Here is a 14,961-nt window from a genome sequence, read left to right on the forward strand (position 1 = left end):
TTCTCTCTTCGACATCAACAAAGGCATCAGGCTACCTCACACAGGGCCGTCGGATCGATGGAAAGTGCCAGGCGCTGACCATCGGGGTGCAGATCGGCCGCCGAGCGGTTCAGCACATCCACCACCAATTCCACGCCCCGGGCTTCGACCCGATAACGAATGACGTTGCCCAGCAGGCTGTGGCTGCGGATTTGCGCGTCAAGCTCGCCATTAAGGCTCAGTTCGATGGCTTCCGGGCGAATCGCGATGCGGTGGTTGATCGGCCGCTGCAGCAGTTTCGAGGCGCTGTCGGCGTCCAGCAGGTTGTAGTTGCCGATGAAGCCGGCGGCAAAAACATCCACGGGCGCGGTGTAAAGGGTTTCGGCGTCGCCGCTCTGTACGATCTTTCCCTGATTCATCAGGAAAATCCGGTCAGACATGGTCAGCGCTTCTTCCTGGTCGTGTGTGACGAAGATCGTGGTCAGGCCGAGTTCGCGCTGGATCTGACGGATCTGTTCGCGCAAGTGCTTGCGAATCCGCGCATCGAGGGCCGAAAGCGGTTCGTCCAGCAACAACAGCCGTGGCCGCGTGACCAATGAGCGGGCTAGGGCCACGCGCTGGCACTGGCCACCCGACAGTTGATGCGGATAACGCGCGGCGAAGTCGTTCAGCTCCACCAGTTTCAGCACTTCGGCGACACGCTTATGGCTGTCGTCGGCGTTGACCTTCTGCATGCGCAAACCGAAGGCGATGTTCTGTTCCACGGTCATGTTCGGGAACAGCGCGTAGCTCTGGAAAACCATGCCGATCCCGCGTTTCTGCGGGCTCAACGGCACGATGTCGACACCATCGAGCAGAATCTTGCCGCCATCCACCGAGGTCAGGCCGGCGATGCAACGCAGCAGCGTGGATTTGCCGCAACCGGACGGGCCGAGGAGGGTGACGAACTCACCTTTCTGGATTTCGCAGTCGATGTCGCTGAATACCGTGGTGCCGGCATAGCTTTTTTGCAGGTGTTGGACGCTGACATAGCTCATTCGCTTTTGTCCTTGTTCAAGATATTGGCCGCCCAGGTCAGAACCAGCACGAAGAAGAAGTAGGAGATCACCAGCGCACTGGTGAAGTGGCCGCTGCTGTTACGCATGTTGTTGAGGTAGACCTGCAGGGTTTCGTAGCGGGTCCCGACCAGGATGTTGGCGAACACGAATTCACCGAACAGGAACGAGAACGACAGCAGCAACGCCACCATCAAACCCTTGCGCAGGTTCGGCAGCACCACCAGGAACGCGGCTTGCCAGGTGCTGGCGCCGAGCAATTGCGCGGCATCCATCAGGTCGCGCAGGTTGATCGCTTGCAGGTTGTTGGTGATCGCCCGGTACATGAACGGCAGCGCGATGGTGAAGTAGCAGCCGATCAGAATCCACGGCGTCCCGACCATCGCAAACGGCCCGGAACCATAGAGCTGCAACAGCCCCACCGAGGACACCACCGGCGGCACCGCGAAGGGCAGCAGGATCAGGATGTTCATCAGCGCATCGAGTTTGGGGAAGTGGTAATGCACCACGAACAGCAGCGGCAGAATCAGCACCACCGACAGAATCAGCGCGCCGACGCACACCAGCAACGACTGCCCGAAGGCATGCAGAAAGCGCGGATCGCTCCACAGCTGGATGTACCACTTGAAGGTAAAGCCGCTGGGCAGAATGGTTGCCGACCAACTGCTGGCGATCGAGTAGATCAATGTCCCGGCCAGCGGCAGCAACAGAATGGCAAACAGCAGGTACACCACCACCCGGTGATAGACACCGACGGGGCCCAGTTCAGCGCGAGACATGGTAGCTCCTCTTCAACAGCAGCTGATGCACGATGGTCACCAGGGTCATCAACGCCACGAGCACCACGGCCAGGGCGCTGGCCAGGTTCGGATCAAGGGAAATGTCGCCGGAGACCATCGCCGCGATGCGGATCGGCAGCACGTTGAAGTTGCCGGTGGTCAACGCGTACACCGTGGCGTAGGCGCCTAGGGCGTTGGCCAGCAAGATCACGAAGGTGCCGAGCAGTGCAGGCGTCAGCACCGGCAAACCGATGTGGCGCCAGAACTGCCAGCCATTGGCGCCGAGCAATTGGGCGGACTCACGCCAGTCTTCGCGCAAGGCATCGAAGGCCGGGTAGAGCAGCAGCACGCCCAATGGAATCTGGAAGTAGGTGTAGAGAATGATCAGCCCGGTTTTCGAGTACAGGTTGAAGTCCTGAATGATCCCGGCCTGTTTGAGCATGATGGTGAAACTGCCGTTGAAGCCCAGCAGAATGATGAACGCGAAGGCCAGGGGTACACCGGCGAAGTTGCTGGTCATGTTGGCGAAGGCGTTGACGAAGTTGCGCAGTTTCGAGTCGACCCGGCGCAGGGAATAGGCGCCGAGCACCGCGATGATGATCCCGAACACGCTGGACCAGAAACTGATCTCAAGGCTGTACTGGATCGCCTGCAAATAGAACTTCGAATTGAAGATCTTGGTGAAGTTGGCCACGCCCCAGCCAAACTCTTCCGATTGCAGGCTGTTGATCATCACCCATACCAGCGGGGCGATCTCGAACACGATAAAGAACATTGCGAAAGGCACCAGGCACAACGCTGCCAGCCACTTGCCACGGGTCATGGAATTCACTTAAGCAGCTCCCGGCAGACAGGTTTGTCGTGGGCCACGCCCAGCAGTTCGCAGACAGTGCCGCAGATTTCCGTCTGTTTTGGCGCCGCGCCGGGGTTGAGGCTGAAAGCATCACCGAGGACAAACAGCGGCACTTCGCGTTCTTCCGGCAGCAGGCCGTTGTGGGAGCGGTCGTTGTTCATGCCGTGGTCGGCGGTCACCAGCACCTGATAGCCGGCATCGAGCCAGGTGTGCAGGTAGTCGGCCAGAATAATGTCCGCCGAGCGGGCGCTGTTGCGGTATTGCGGGGTGTCGAGGCCGTGCTTGTGCCCGGCGTCGTCGATGTTCATGGGGTGGATCAACAAGAAGTTTGGCGCGTGGCGCAGGCGCAGGTTTTCGGCGTCGGCGAACAGGTGCGAATCCGGGTAGTGATCGTTCCAGTAGAAGTGACCGTGCTGGATCGGCAGGTTGGGGTCGTCGGTGTGACGATCCCGGGCGGCCACGAACGGCGAGCGGTTATACAGCTCGCTGACCCAGTGATAGGCCGCGGCGGCGGTGGTCAGGCCGGCATCCGTGGCGTAGTGATAAATGCTGCGCTGGTTGGACAGGCGCGAAACGTTGTTGTGGACGATGCCGCTCTCGATTGGCGGGACGCCGGTGAGGATGCATTCGTAAAGCGGTCGGGACAAGGCCGGCAGTTCGCACTCCAGTCTGTAGAGCGCCGCGCGTCCTGCGCCAACGTAAGCCTGCAGGTGCCCCATGGCGTGGCGCGCGACCTCGTAATTGAGGCCGTCGAGCACGACAAGGATGACGTTGTGCTTCATAGGGGCAGAACTCCGCGAAACAGATGATTCAGGTACGCAACCAATCCCCCTGTGGGAGCGAGCCAGCTCGCGATGGCGGCGTGTCAGTCAACATATGTGCTGAATGTAAGTCCGCTATCGCGAGCAGGCTCGCTCCCACATTGGATCTCCAGTGGATCTCCAATGTGGGGATTTGCAGGGTTATTTCATTTCGACGAGGACTTCTTCGTTCCACTTCTGCGGCAAGGCCTTGGAAGTCTTTTCCCACGCATCCGCGTCTTTGATCGGCGTGACCTTTTTGTACTGCTCGTTAGGCAGCAACTTGGCCTGCACGTCTGCCGGCAGCTTGATGTGCTCGGCGCGGATCGGACGGGCGTTGCCTTTCGCCAGGTTGATCTGGCCGGCATCGCTGAAGATGTATTCCCGGGTCAGCTTGGCGGCGTTCGGGTTCTTCGCGTATTTGTTGATGATGGTGGTGTAGCCGGAAATCACCGAGCCGTCGGACGGGATCAGCACCACGTAGTCATCCGGGTTGGCCATCTTGGCTTTGTAGCTCAGACCGTTGAAGTCCCAGACCACACCGACTTCGATTTCACCCTTTTCCATCGTGGCGATGGTCGGGTTGGCCATGGACAGGCGGCCCTGCTTGGCGATATCTGCGAACAGCAACAGCGCTGGCTGCAGGTTCTTCTCGTCGCCACCGTTGGCCAGTGCCGCGGCCAGTACACCGTTGGCGGCCTGGGCGGCGGTGCTCACGTCACCGATGGAGACCTTGTATTTACCGGTTTTCAGATCAGCCCACTTGGTCGGGGCTTCGGAGCCGTGCAGCAGCTTTTTGTTGACGATGAACGCGATGGTGCCGGTATACGCCAGTGCCCAGTTGCCGTCCTTGTCCTTGGCCCAGTCCGGGATCTGGTCCCAGGTGCTTGGCTTGTAGGGTTGCACCACGCCTTGCTTGACCGCGATCGGACCGAAGGCCGCGCCGACGTCGCCGATGTCGGCACTGGCGTTGTCTTTCTCGGCGGCGAACTTGGCTATTTCCTGCGCCGAGCTCATGTCGGTGTCGATGTGTTTCAAGCCGTATTTAGTGGCCAGGTCTGCCCAGGTGCCTTTCCAGTTGGCCCAGTCATCGGGCATGCCGACGCTATTGACCGCGCCTTCCGCTTTCGCAGCGGCTTCCAGGGTTTTCAAATCATCAGCGGCCATGGCGGCGGTGCACATGGCAATGGTCGAGCCTAACAGTGATGCCAGGAAAAGCTTTTTCATCCGAAGCTCCTTTGGGCGTTTTCAACGCTGCGATTGCGGTTGTGTTGGTCTAGGTCAGCAATACCTGAGCCAATTTAGGCGCCGCTGATGACATTTTGATGTCGACGATCGGTCGGCCTACATTTCTTACACAGTAATGCTCAGGCTTGCGGATAAGCGTAGACCATGGCTAAAGGGCTGATACGAAAGGAATTGGCCGTGATTTTGCAGGCGTCTGGCGCAACCGTTCGGCAACTTTGTCATCTGCCAGTCATAAGCAGTGCCTAGGCTTGCAGGGAGTTGATGGAGCCGGTTTGAATCACGGTTCTGCCCCGAAACAGTGCTGGTCTAGTCCAGATAGGTAACGTTGATGCGCATCGAGACCACCAAAGCGGTGACAGCCATCGGGCAGGTTCTGCAAGAACAGCTCGACCATGGCCTGTTGGCGCCCGGGAGCAAACTGCCGGCCGAGCGCAAGCTCAGTGAGTTGTTCGGTACCACGCGCATTACCGTGCGTGAAGCATTGTTGCAACTGGAAGCCCAAGGGCAGATTTATCGGGAGGAGCGCCGTGGCTGGTTCGTCTCACCACCGCGCCTGGCTTACAACCTGATGCAGCGCAGTCACTTTCACGCGATGGTCAGCGCTCAGGGGCGGGCGCCGTCGACCGAGGTGATCTCGGCGCGGTTGCAACCGGCGTCGGCTGCGGTGTGTGCGTGGTTGCAGTTGCCGGCGCTGTCCAGCGTGATCCAGATTTGCCGGGCGCGGCGCATTGATGAGCGGCTGGTGTTGTACGTGGAGCACTACCTGAATCCGCAGTATTTCCCGGGGATTCTCGATTTCGATCTGAATCAGTCGATCACCGAGCTATACGCCCGGCATTACGACTTGCACTACGGCCGCGTGCGTTTCGAGATCGTGCCGACGGCCTTGTCGGTGGACGCGGCGGCGGCGTTACGGGTGTCGGTGGGGAGCCCGGGGTTGCGGATTGCCCGGGTCAATTACGACCAGCATGAGCGGCTGATCGATTGTGACCTGGAGTTTTGGCGGCATGATGCGATTCATGTCGGGGTGGATGTGGTTTAGCCAGGGAGACCGCGTCGCCGCCATCGCGAGCAGGCTCACTCCCACATTGGAATGCATTTCAAATGTGGGAGTGAGCCTGCTCGCGATAGGGCCTGGACAGCCATCCCATGCGTCAAGCAGGTACATCCTTCTGAGGCCCACCACCCGCAGTAATCACCTGCACACTCATGCGCGGTGTCGCCAGATCCATCCCTGCCTCATCCAGATGCCGCTTCAGCGACAGGTTGAACGCTCGTGAAACTTCCCACTGCTTGATCGGCGCAGTCTTGAACCGAGCCCGAAGAATCGCATTGCCCGACTCGAAGCTCTCGACACCCTGGATCTCCAACGGCGACCAGATATTGCGCCGTTGCAGTGGGTCGGTACGCATCTTCTGACCGACTTCGCGCATCAGTTTGATCGCTTCGTCGATGTCCATGCTCGCGGGCACCGCCACCCGGAAGATCGCGTAGCCGAATTCCCGGGAGTAGTTTTTGATGCTTTTGATTTCGCTGAACGGAATGGTATGCACGATGCCATCGATGTCGCGCAGGCGAACGGTGCGGATGGTCAGGCCTTCAACCGTGCCGAGGTGGCCGCCGACGTCCACGTAGTCGTCGATGGCCAGGGAGTCTTCGATGATGATGAACAGGCCGGTGATCAAGTCCGCGACCAGCGACTGCGCACCGAAACCGATGGCCAGGCCGATCACACCGGCACCGGCCAGCAGTGGCGTGACGTTCATGCCCATGTTCGCCAGCGCGACGATAAGCGCAATGATGAAAATCGCCACGAACAGCACGTTGCGGATCAGCGGCATCATGGTCTGCGCACGGGCGTTGGCCAGGCCTTTGCGCGAACGGGTGAGGGCGTGGTGCACCGCGGTGTCGCTGAGGATCCAGACCAGCCAGGCAAAAATCAGCGTGCCGGCGAGGCTGAACAGTTTGACGCTGACTTCGTGGCCTTCGCCTTCGGTGAACGCGATCAGCGACATACCCCAGACACGCAGGCCCAGTTCGATAAAGACCAGCCACACCACAAGATGGGCGAGGGTGTAGAAGAAGCTTTTCAGGCGCTCCGAATACAGCGCATGACGCTTCACACCGCGTTGCGGTTTCAGCGAGTGACGGTGAACCAGGCCATTGATGACCATGCACAACACCAGCAACACAGTGCAGATCAGCGCCTGGCGAAGTGCGGTGCTGGTGTCGCCGGCCGAGACAAACGTGGCGAACAGCGAGATGGCCACCAACACCAGGGCTGGCACGTACCAGAAGGTGCCGAGAATCGAGAGGGTGTCGCTGAGCGCGCGGCGCGTCAGGCGTCGGGACAACGGCTGGTTGCGGATCAGGTGAGCGATCGGCCGACGGAAGCGCAGGATGAACAACCCGGTGGACAGCGCAGCCAGCACGTTGGCGATGGTCGCAGCGGTGTGAGCCAGGTGATTTCCGAGGCTGTCGACCAGGCGCGGATCGCTCAGCGCTTCACCGAACGCGGCGAAACTGCCAATCAGCCACAGCGGCCGAAAGGCTTGATGCCGCAGGATGTACAAGGCGCGGTGACGATGCGGGCCGTCGAGCAGGGAAAACGCGATCACGCAGATCGCCGAGAAACAGGTGCCGACCACCAGCGCATAGGCCAGCACCATGGCCAGGCTTTTACCCAGTGACGAAGGCAGGGCGTAGCTCATGTAGACCGTGATGACCAAGGCAATCAGCCACGGCCCGAGTTTGCGCAGGGCGAAGCGCAACATGTCGAGGGCCTTGGGGTGTTGCGGCAGTTCTTCGGTCAGGCCGAAACGCATGCGCACCCGGTGACCGACCCAGATCAACGCAGCGGCCAACAGGCTCCAGACCATCAGAATCATGGCGAAGGCAAAGATGATCGGCAGCCACTCGTTGGCTGGCAGCATCAGTGCCACGAGTTCGTCCTGGGCCAGTTCAAACTCCTCCGACCAGCGTGTGAGCGGACTACCGGCTCCGGAGAACTGTTTTTCGAAGTTGGCCAGCGTGCCGCCGATCAGGCCGAGAACGCCTTGTTCAGCGGTGGGCTGAGCCTTTTTGGTGACGTCGCGCAGCTTCTTCAGATCCGCCAGCAGTTTGCTGCGCTGCTGATCGTTCTCCAGCGACTTGATGACTTCGTCCAGCGACTGCCCCAGCGGTTCTTGCGCCTCGGGCTGGGTTTTTGCCGGGCTGTTGAGCAATCCCGGCAGACCGATTGCCTGGGCAGGCGCCATCGGCAACAGCGTCATCAGGCAGACAAGGAAGAAACACGGCAGGGCGAAAAGACGAGCGAACACTAGGCGGTCAACCTTGGGATGAACAGATCGACCGAGTGTACGAGCCCGTCTAAATCAATGCGAGCCAAGGGGGAGGATTTATTCGTTGAGTTTGGCGAGGATCTTGAACACCACGGTGGCGAGGATTGTCAGCATGCCGATCCACATGGCAAATACGCCGGCATTTTTGTCGCGAAAATTGAAGCCGACGGCCAGCAGGATCATCCCGGCAAGAATGGGGATCAGCATGGCGTGGAACGAGGACATCGAGATCATGGGCGACTGCCTTGTCGAAGGGGATAGATTAAGTCTAGGCGGCTTTTGGGTGATCGGTGGTGATGTGTGTCAGAGATAAATCATGAATGCAGCGCAAACATTGTGGCGAGGGAGCTTGCTCCCGCTGGGCTGCGAAGCAGCCCCAAAACCAGCAATCGCGATCCTTCAGACAGACCGCATTCACCGGGTTTGCGACTGCTGCGCCCGAGCGCGGACCGGTCGGCGGGAGCAAGCTCCCTCGCCACAGGAGCATTCCAGTCATTCATTTGCGCGAAATTACGGCAATTCCTGGCAGGCATAGAACGCGCTCAGCACTTTGACCAGGTGGGCCAGGTCATGGCTGCCGCACAGTTCGCGGATCGAATGCATCGCGAACGTCGGCAGGCCGATGTCCACGGTGCGCACGCCCAGGTGGCTGGCGGTGATCGGGCCGATGGTCGAGCCGCAGCCCATGTCGCTGCGCACCACGAAGCTTTGCACCGGTACTTCTTCGGCCATGCACAGATGGCGGAAGAACCCGGCGGTTTCGCTGTTGGTGGCGTAGCGCTGGTTGCTGTTGACCTTGATCACCGGGCCGGCGTTGAGTTTCGGGCCGTGGTTGGCGTCGTGCTTTTCCGCATAGTTGGGGTGCACGCCGTGGGCGTTGTCGGCGGAGACCAGCAAGGACTTTTGAATGGTGCGCACGAACTCGTCACCTTCAGGCAGCAGACGACGCAGGGTTTGCTCAAGCATCGGGCCATCGGCCCCGCAAGCCGAGCAGGAACCGACTTCTTCGTGGTCGTTGCACACCAGCACGCAGGTTTCGTCGGTTTCAGCGGTCAGCAAAGCTTGCAGGCCGGCATAGCACGACAGCAAGTTGTCCAGGCGCGCACCGGCGATGAAGTCGCCATGCAGGCCGATAACGGCAGCGCTTTGGGTGTCGTAGAAGCTCAGCTCATAGTCGAGCACCACGTCGGCATTCAGGCCATGCTCGAGCGCAAGCTGATTGGTGAGCACGGCGCGGAAGTCCACGCGCTCGTCGCCGGCAAACTGCGCGAGGATCGGTGGCAGTTCGGTCTGCGCGTTGATGGCCCAGCCCATGTTGGCTTCACGATTGAGGTGGATCGCCAGGTTCGGGATGGTGGCGATCGGTGCCTTGAAGTCGATCAGTTGGCTCTCGACCTTGCCGTCGCGGCGGAACGTCACGCGGCCGGCCAGGGACAAGTCGCGGTCAAACCACGGCGCCAGCAGCGCACCGCCGTAGACTTCGACGCCCAGTTGCCAGAAGCCCTGGCGCTGCAGTTCTGGCTGGGGTTTGACCCGCAGGCACGGGCTGTCGGTATGGGCGCCGACCAGGCGAATACCGCCATGCAGCGGCGAATGACGCCCCATCTTGATCGCGACGATGGAGGAGTCGTTACGGGTGACGTAGTAACGACCGTTGGCTTCGGTGGTCCAGGGCTCGCGCTCGTCAAGGCGCACAAAACCCGCCGCTTCCAGACGCTGAACAAGGCTGGCAGTGGCATGGAACGGGGTAGGGGAGGCCTTGAGGAAGTCGATCAGGCCTTGGTTCAACTCTTCGCGCATAAGAAGCTCCAGACAGCAGTGGGCGGGAGTTTAACGTATTGGCTGGGGCCTTTGGGCATGACGTGAACAGGTCACGTCAGCTGGCAGCCTCTACCCGCTTCTTCAGGTACTTCATGATGATCCGCTCATCTTCAGGCTTTTCGGGCTTGGGCAGTTGCCGGGGCCAGGCGTTCTGATGAGTCTCCAGCAGCTGTTTCTGACGCGACTGGTCCCAACGAAGAATCTCCCGCGAGGCACATTCCCACCATTCGTGTCGGCATGCCGTGTAGTACGGGTGATCGGGCGCCGCGCTGCCGTAAAGCAGATCGCGGCCGACCTTTCGCAGGGCGCCACTCTGGTTGCGCAGCTTCCATTTGATTTTCAGCCGCTGCCAGGCCGAAGGGAAGGGTTTGACCCGCGGCACGTCCCGGCACAGTTCGACTAGCTCTTGGCTGAACTGCTCGCCATGCTGAGAGAAGAAATACGCCTGCATCGCATGGAAAAAGCGTTTTTCCGCGAAGTAGTGATAGATGTATTTTTTCGTTTCATAAACCGGTTTGTCACGCATCGCGAACGACAGGGCGATCTGCTCGATGGTGTGAATATCGAAGCCGTCCCGGGTCCATTCGTCGATGAGTTTGATCGACTCTTCAAACAGAGCGGTGTCGCGGTCAGTCACGCCACACAAGCCGCTGTTGTACAGCTTGAAACCGTTGTCCGCCGTGATGCCGTGAGCACGCAGGCACCCGCCGAGCTTCAGATAATCGGGACGCTCACACACGTCCTGCCAGTCGTACTCGAAGCGATCCATCAAGTAGTGCTGCGGCTGGATTTGTTTGAAGATCAGATTCGGGTCGCTGGTGAACAGCGTGTCGGTATCGACGAACAGAGTTTTTTCAGCGAGCGTGAGACCGGCAGCAATCGCGCAGGCCTTGCGGCGATGGTGATAGCCGTTTTCGCCCTGCCACAGGGTCAGGGTTTCCTGGGTCAGGGTGACCGTCTCGACCGGCCAGCCGGCGTAGTCCTGAGGACGATCCGTGAGGATTCTGATGCTCGGGAGCTTGCCATTCTTCGCATGGGACAGCGCGGTCAAAATACTGAATTTGGCTTCGCGCCGGTAAACGTCCTGGTTGCCATAGATCAGGTACAGCAATTGGTGTCGGGTTTTTTTGACGGGTGTTGCCAGGAATTCGGTACTACTCATCGGGATGGGTATCCTTTTGCTAAAGCAGGCGACTGCGTGTCGGGCAGTGCTTAAAACGGTGCCGGGCATTCGAAGCGCAAGCGTTCACCGGTTTGCGGGTGGGTGAAGCTGAGCATGCTGGCGTGCAGGCACAGTCTTGGCCAGGCGGCCAGGGCTTGCTCATGGGCGTAGAGCCCGTCACCCAACAGCGGGTGGCCGATGGAAAGCATGTGCACGCGCAACTGGTGGGAGCGGCCGGTGATCGGCGTCAGTTCGACGCGGCACCAATCGCCACAACGTTCAAGCACTCGCCAGAAGGTCAGGGCATGTTTGCCGAACTCGTGGTCCACCACATGGCGTGGTTTGGTCGGCGGATCGTAGCGCAAGGGCAGGTCGATGCTGCCGCTGTCCAGTTCCGGTTGTCCCCAGCACAGGGCGGTGTAGGCTTTTTCGGTTTCGCGGTCGTGAAATTGCCGAGACAGCTCGCGATGAGTGTCCGGGTCACGGGCCAACAGGATGATGCCGGACGTTTCCCAATCCAGGCGATGGACGATTCGCGCTTCCGGGTAGCCGTTTTCTTGCAGGCGGGTGATCAGGCAGTCCTTGTTGTCATCGGCCCGGCCAGGGACAGAGAGCAGCAGGGTCGGTTTATCCACCACCAGTACGGCGGCGTCCTGATGGATGATACGGATGTTGGACAACGGCATTAAAACAGCCTCGTAACAAACGCCAACGGCGGCTCGGTCACCTGGACACCCCTTTTTGTAGGAGCCGGCTTGCTGGCGATGCAGGCAGCGCGGTGTAACTGATACACCGCGTTGATGCTATCGCCAGCAAGCCGGCTCCTACACAAGGAGACCGAGTGAGCGAGCCGCCGTGGCTCCCGCTGGATCGACTAGCGATCCGGCAGGGTGATATTGAGTTCCAGAATCGAGCAGCTGCCCTGGTTTTCCAGCGCGACGTGCACGTCGTCGGACCCGATATTGACGTACTTGCGGATCACTTCCACCAGTTCCTTCTGCAAGGCTGGCAGGTAGTCCGGCGTACTGCGCTGGCCGCGTTCATGCGCCACGATGATCTGTAGACGCTCTTTCGCTACCGACGCGGTGCTGACCTTTTTGCTGGCACGAAAGAAGTCGAAAAGATTCATTATCTACCTCCAAACAGGCGCTCGAAGAAGCCCTTCTTCGTCACATCGAGAAAACGATGTTCCACGGTTTTGCCCAGCAGACGATCGACCGCATCGCTGTACGCCTGACCGGCGTCGCTCTGGTCGTCGAGAATCACGGGCACGCCCGAGTTGGAAGCCTTGAGTACCGCTTGGGATTCCGGAATGACACCCAACAGGGCGACCGCCAGGATTTCCTTGACGTCTTCGACGCCCAGCATCTCGCCATCACTGACACGTTGCGGGTTGTAGCGGGTCAGCAGCAAGTGTTCCTTGATCGCTTCCTCGCCTTTTTCAGCGCGGCGCGATTTGCTGGCCAGCAGGCCCAGCATGCGGTCCGAGTCACGTACCGAGGACACTTCCGGGTTGGTCACGATAATCGCTTCATCAGCGAAGTACATGGCCAGGTGGGCGCCTTTCTCGATGCCGGCAGGGGAGTCGCAGACCACGTATTCGAAGTCTTCTTTCAACGCCATCAGCACTTTTTCCACGCCTTCCACGGTCAGCGCGTCTTTGTCGCGGGTCTGACTGGCGGCCAGTACGTAGAGGTTTTCCAGGCGTTTGTCTTTGATCAGGGCTTGTTGCAGGTTGGCTTCGCCGTTGACCACGTTGACGAAGTCATACACCACGCGGCGCTCGCAACCCATGATCAGGTCGAGATTACGCAAACCGACGTCGAAGTCGACGATAACTGTTTTGTGACCACGCAGTGCGAGGCCGGTACCGATAGCGGCGCTGGTGGTGGTCTTACCCACACCACCCTTGCCGGATGTAACCACTAGAATCTTGGCCAAGGTGTTTCACCCCTAAGGAAAAAGGACTTTTAGCCCCTGAAAAACATCTCTTGTAAAACTACTGCAGTCGGACAGCCTTGGCTGGAATCCGGTCCAGAACAGCGATAAACACTGCGTTTGGCCTTTTTCCTACTTCGTTTGAGCCGTTTTCGCTACGTTTTAGAGATGCTTGGAAAATGCGGCAGTATCCGTTAAAGCCGAATGATGTTCAACACGTCGCCTGACAGGCTGACTTGCACGCCTGCACCCCACAAAGGGTCGCGACGCAAATCCTCGGAAACCTTGTAGTGACCGGCGATGGAGACCAGTTCAGCGCTCATCTGCTGACAAAAAATCCTGGCTTTCGTGTCGCCTTTGACCCCGGCCAACACGCGACCGCGCATCGGGCCGTATACATGGATGTTCCCATCGGCGAGAAGTTCCGCACCCGGGCTGACCGACGAGATCACCACCAAATCGCAGCCCTGGGCATAAATCTGCTGGCCGCCCCGTACTGGCGACGTGATGATTTTCGTCGGTTTGATGGTCGGTTCGGGCGGTTTTTCCGGCTTTTTCTTGACGACGCCTTCGAGCGGGTCCAGAGGACGCTCCCGCGCGCCGGACGGCGGCAGCACCGGCAAATCGACCGCGATGGCGGCGGCGATGTCTTCAATGCGGCTGGCCCGGATCGCCAGGGTGCGCAGGCCATGTTGGCGGCACACGCGCATCAGGCCCGGCAGATCGACGGCGCCTTCGCTGGCCGGGAGTTTGTCCAGGGCCAGCACCAGCGGCGCGTTGCTGAAAAAATTAGGCGCCTGGGCGACCTTGGCGGCCAGTTGCCGATCAAGGCTCTCGAGGTCGTTGCGGGCCAGCTCCAGCACCGTAATGGCGAGCATGCTGCCCTTCAACTGGAACACGGGATCCTGGTCTTGCGGTTCGGTTTGGCTCATGGTCGGCATACAACGGCTTGTCACTAAAAGTGCCGAGACTTATAACGAGAACGCCCGCAAGCCGCAAGCCGGGTCGAACGATGTAGAATGCGCGGCCATTGTCTTTCCGGAACCTTTAATGGACCGCCCGCGTTTTCGAAAAACATTTCTTATGCCGCGTTTCTGGCCGTTGTGGTGTGGCTTGGGGCTGTTGTGGCTGATTGTTCAGTTGCCGTATCCGGCGTTGCTGTTCATCGGCCGCCTGCTCGGTTCACTGATGTATCGGCTGGCCGGCGACCGACGGCGCATTGCCAAGCGCAATCTTGAGCTGTGTTTCCCTGAAAAAACCGCTGCCGAGCGCAAGCGCCTGCTCAAGGAAAACTTTGCCTCCACCGGCATCGCTTTCTTTGAAATGGCCATGAGCTGGTGGTGGTCGCGTCAGCGTCTGGCGAAGCTGGCCCATGTCGAAGGCCTGGAACATCTGAAAAAAGCCCAGCGCGAAGGCAAGGGCGTGATCCTGATGGCGGTGCATTTCACCACGCTGGAAATTGGCGCGGCGCTGTTGGGGCAGCAGCACACCATCGACGGCATGTACCGCGAACACAAGAACCCGCTGTTTGATTACATCCAGCGCCGGGGCCGCGAGCGGCACAACCTCGATTCGCTGGCCGTGGAGCGCGACGACGTGCGCGGCATGCTCAAACTGCTGCGGGCCGGTCGGGCGATCTGGTACGCACCGGATCAGGACTACGGCGCCAAGCAAAGTATTTTTGTGCCGCTGTTCGGGATTCAGGCCGCCACCGTCACCGCCACCAGCAAGTTTGCGCGGCTGGGCAAGGCGCTGGTAGTGCCGTTCACCCAGGAACGCCTGGCGGATGGCAGCGGTTATCGGTTGACGATCCACCCGCCGCTCGAAGGTTTCCCCGGCGAGACCGAAGAGGCCGATTGCCTGCGGATCAATCAGTGGGTCGAAGGCGCCCTGCGCGAGTGTCCGGAGCAATACCTCTGGGCCCATCGACGCTTCAAGAGCCGGCCACCGGGCGAGCCGAAGTTGTACAAAAAACGCGCTTGAGC

15 protein-coding genes are annotated in these 14,961 nt (G+C 59.9%); 2 read left to right on the top strand and 13 right to left on the bottom strand.

Translation table 11 applies throughout. From position 1 onward, the window contains the following. Positions 1-26: 26 nt before the first annotated feature. From ACA070_RS08695 to ACA070_RS08715, 5 genes are all read right to left on the bottom strand, one after another. Positions 27-1,016, bottom strand: a complete 990-nt coding sequence (locus tag ACA070_RS08695; protein ID WP_497450800.1) for an ABC transporter ATP-binding protein — start codon at positions 1,014-1,016, stop codon at positions 27-29. Continuing rightward, positions 1,013-1,813 (bottom strand): ABC transporter permease, encoded by an 801-nt coding sequence (locus tag ACA070_RS08700; protein ID WP_497450801.1) that lies wholly within the window; start codon positions 1,811-1,813, stop codon positions 1,013-1,015. Before ACA070_RS08700 ends, ACA070_RS08695 begins: the two co-directional genes overlap by 4 nt. Beyond that, positions 1,800-2,636, bottom strand: a complete 837-nt coding sequence (locus ACA070_RS08705; RefSeq protein WP_497451928.1) for an ABC transporter permease — start codon at positions 2,634-2,636, stop codon at positions 1,800-1,802. Before ACA070_RS08705 ends, ACA070_RS08700 begins: the two co-directional genes overlap by 14 nt. Positions 2,637-2,641: 5 nt before the next feature. Beyond that, positions 2,642-3,448 (bottom strand): alkaline phosphatase family protein, encoded by an 807-nt coding sequence (locus tag ACA070_RS08710; protein ID WP_497450802.1) that lies wholly within the window; start codon positions 3,446-3,448, stop codon positions 2,642-2,644. A 180-nt stretch (positions 3,449-3,628) separates the two neighbouring features. Further along, on the bottom strand, positions 3,629-4,693 hold the full coding sequence (locus ACA070_RS08715) for an ABC transporter substrate-binding protein (RefSeq protein WP_497450803.1): 1,065 nt from the start codon (positions 4,691-4,693) through the stop codon (positions 3,629-3,631). Between the two features lie 349 nt (positions 4,694-5,042). Here ACA070_RS08715 and ACA070_RS08720 point away from each other — a divergent pair, with 349 nt between their 5' ends. Beyond that, positions 5,043-5,756: a UTRA domain-containing protein gene (locus tag ACA070_RS08720; RefSeq protein ID WP_497450804.1), complete on the top strand. Its 714-nt coding sequence runs from the start codon at positions 5,043-5,045 to the stop codon at positions 5,754-5,756. A gap of 112 nt (positions 5,757-5,868) precedes the next feature. Here ACA070_RS08720 and ACA070_RS08725 read toward each other — a convergent pair whose 3' ends face one another. The 8 genes from ACA070_RS08725 to minC all read right to left on the bottom strand — a co-directional run bounded on the left by ACA070_RS08725 (position 5,869) and on the right by minC (position 13,908). Next, entirely contained in the window at positions 5,869-8,034 is a 2,166-nt protein-coding gene (locus ACA070_RS08725) for a mechanosensitive ion channel family protein (RefSeq protein WP_497450805.1), read from the bottom strand. 78 nt (positions 8,035-8,112) lie between these two features. Next, the gene (locus ACA070_RS08730; protein ID WP_497450806.1) at positions 8,113-8,289 is read right to left on the bottom strand and encodes a hypothetical protein; all 177 of its coding nucleotides are present in this window, start codon (positions 8,287-8,289) and stop codon (positions 8,113-8,115) included. Positions 8,290-8,565: 276 nt separating this feature from the next. Further along, positions 8,566-9,855, bottom strand: a complete 1,290-nt coding sequence (locus ACA070_RS08735; protein WP_497450807.1) for a M18 family aminopeptidase — start codon at positions 9,853-9,855, stop codon at positions 8,566-8,568. Between the two features lie 76 nt (positions 9,856-9,931). Further along, positions 9,932-11,038, bottom strand: coding sequence for a hypothetical protein (locus ACA070_RS08740; protein WP_497450808.1), 1,107 nt, complete (start codon positions 11,036-11,038; stop codon positions 9,932-9,934). A 50-nt stretch (positions 11,039-11,088) separates the two neighbouring features. Beyond that, entirely contained in the window at positions 11,089-11,724 is a 636-nt protein-coding gene (locus ACA070_RS08745) for an RluA family pseudouridine synthase (protein WP_030131660.1), read from the bottom strand. Between the two features lie 188 nt (positions 11,725-11,912). Further along, positions 11,913-12,167 (bottom strand): cell division topological specificity factor MinE, encoded by a 255-nt coding sequence (gene minE, locus ACA070_RS08750; RefSeq protein WP_007898843.1) that lies wholly within the window; start codon positions 12,165-12,167, stop codon positions 11,913-11,915. After that, on the bottom strand, positions 12,167-12,979 hold the full coding sequence (minD, locus tag ACA070_RS08755) for a septum site-determining protein MinD (RefSeq protein ID WP_131062423.1): 813 nt from the start codon (positions 12,977-12,979) through the stop codon (positions 12,167-12,169). Before minD ends, minE begins: the two co-directional genes overlap by 1 nt. A 191-nt stretch (positions 12,980-13,170) precedes the next feature. Next, complete coding sequence (gene minC / locus ACA070_RS08760) at positions 13,171-13,908, bottom strand: septum site-determining protein MinC (RefSeq protein ID WP_461957906.1); 738 nt, start codon at positions 13,906-13,908, stop codon at positions 13,171-13,173. A gap of 118 nt (positions 13,909-14,026) precedes the next feature. Between minC and ACA070_RS08765 the strand changes: the two genes are divergently transcribed. Beyond that, positions 14,027-14,959 carry a lipid A biosynthesis lauroyl acyltransferase gene (locus ACA070_RS08765; protein WP_497450809.1) on the top strand — a complete coding sequence of 311 codons (933 nt, stop codon included), beginning with the start codon at positions 14,027-14,029 and terminating at the stop codon, positions 14,957-14,959. Positions 14,960-14,961: the final 2 nt, after the last annotated feature.

This window comes from Pseudomonas sp. LBUM1678, from assembly GCF_059695575.1.

Coding starts and splice junctions, on each gene's coding strand:
- ACA070_RS08695 (WP_497450800.1), bottom strand. CDS start 1,016: ATGAGCTATGTCAGCGTCCAACACCTGCAAAAAAGCTATGCCGGCACC.
- ACA070_RS08700 (WP_497450801.1), bottom strand. CDS start 1,813: ATGTCTCGCGCTGAACTGGGCCCCGTCGGTGTCTATCACCGGGTGGTG.
- ACA070_RS08705 (WP_497451928.1), bottom strand. CDS start 2,636: ATGACCCGTGGCAAGTGGCTGGCAGCGTTGTGCCTGGTGCCTTTCGCA.
- ACA070_RS08710 (WP_497450802.1), bottom strand. CDS start 3,448: ATGAAGCACAACGTCATCCTTGTCGTGCTCGACGGCCTCAATTACGAG.
- ACA070_RS08715 (WP_497450803.1), bottom strand. CDS start 4,693: ATGAAAAAGCTTTTCCTGGCATCACTGTTAGGCTCGACCATTGCCATG.
- ACA070_RS08720 (WP_497450804.1), top strand. CDS start 5,043: ATGCGCATCGAGACCACCAAAGCGGTGACAGCCATCGGGCAGGTTCTG.
- ACA070_RS08730 (WP_497450806.1), bottom strand. CDS start 8,289: ATGATCTCGATGTCCTCGTTCCACGCCATGCTGATCCCCATTCTTGCC.
- ACA070_RS08735 (WP_497450807.1), bottom strand. CDS start 9,855: ATGCGCGAAGAGTTGAACCAAGGCCTGATCGACTTCCTCAAGGCCTCC.
- ACA070_RS08740 (WP_497450808.1), bottom strand. CDS start 11,038: ATGAGTAGTACCGAATTCCTGGCAACACCCGTCAAAAAAACCCGACAC.
- ACA070_RS08745 (WP_030131660.1), bottom strand. CDS start 11,724: ATGCCGTTGTCCAACATCCGTATCATCCATCAGGACGCCGCCGTACTG.
- minE (WP_007898843.1), bottom strand. CDS start 12,167: ATGAATCTTTTCGACTTCTTTCGTGCCAGCAAAAAGGTCAGCACCGCG.
- minC (WP_461957906.1), bottom strand. CDS start 13,908: ATGAGCCAAACCGAACCGCAAGACCAGGATCCCGTGTTCCAGTTGAAG.
- ACA070_RS08765 (WP_497450809.1), top strand. CDS start 14,027: ATGGACCGCCCGCGTTTTCGAAAAACATTTCTTATGCCGCGTTTCTGG.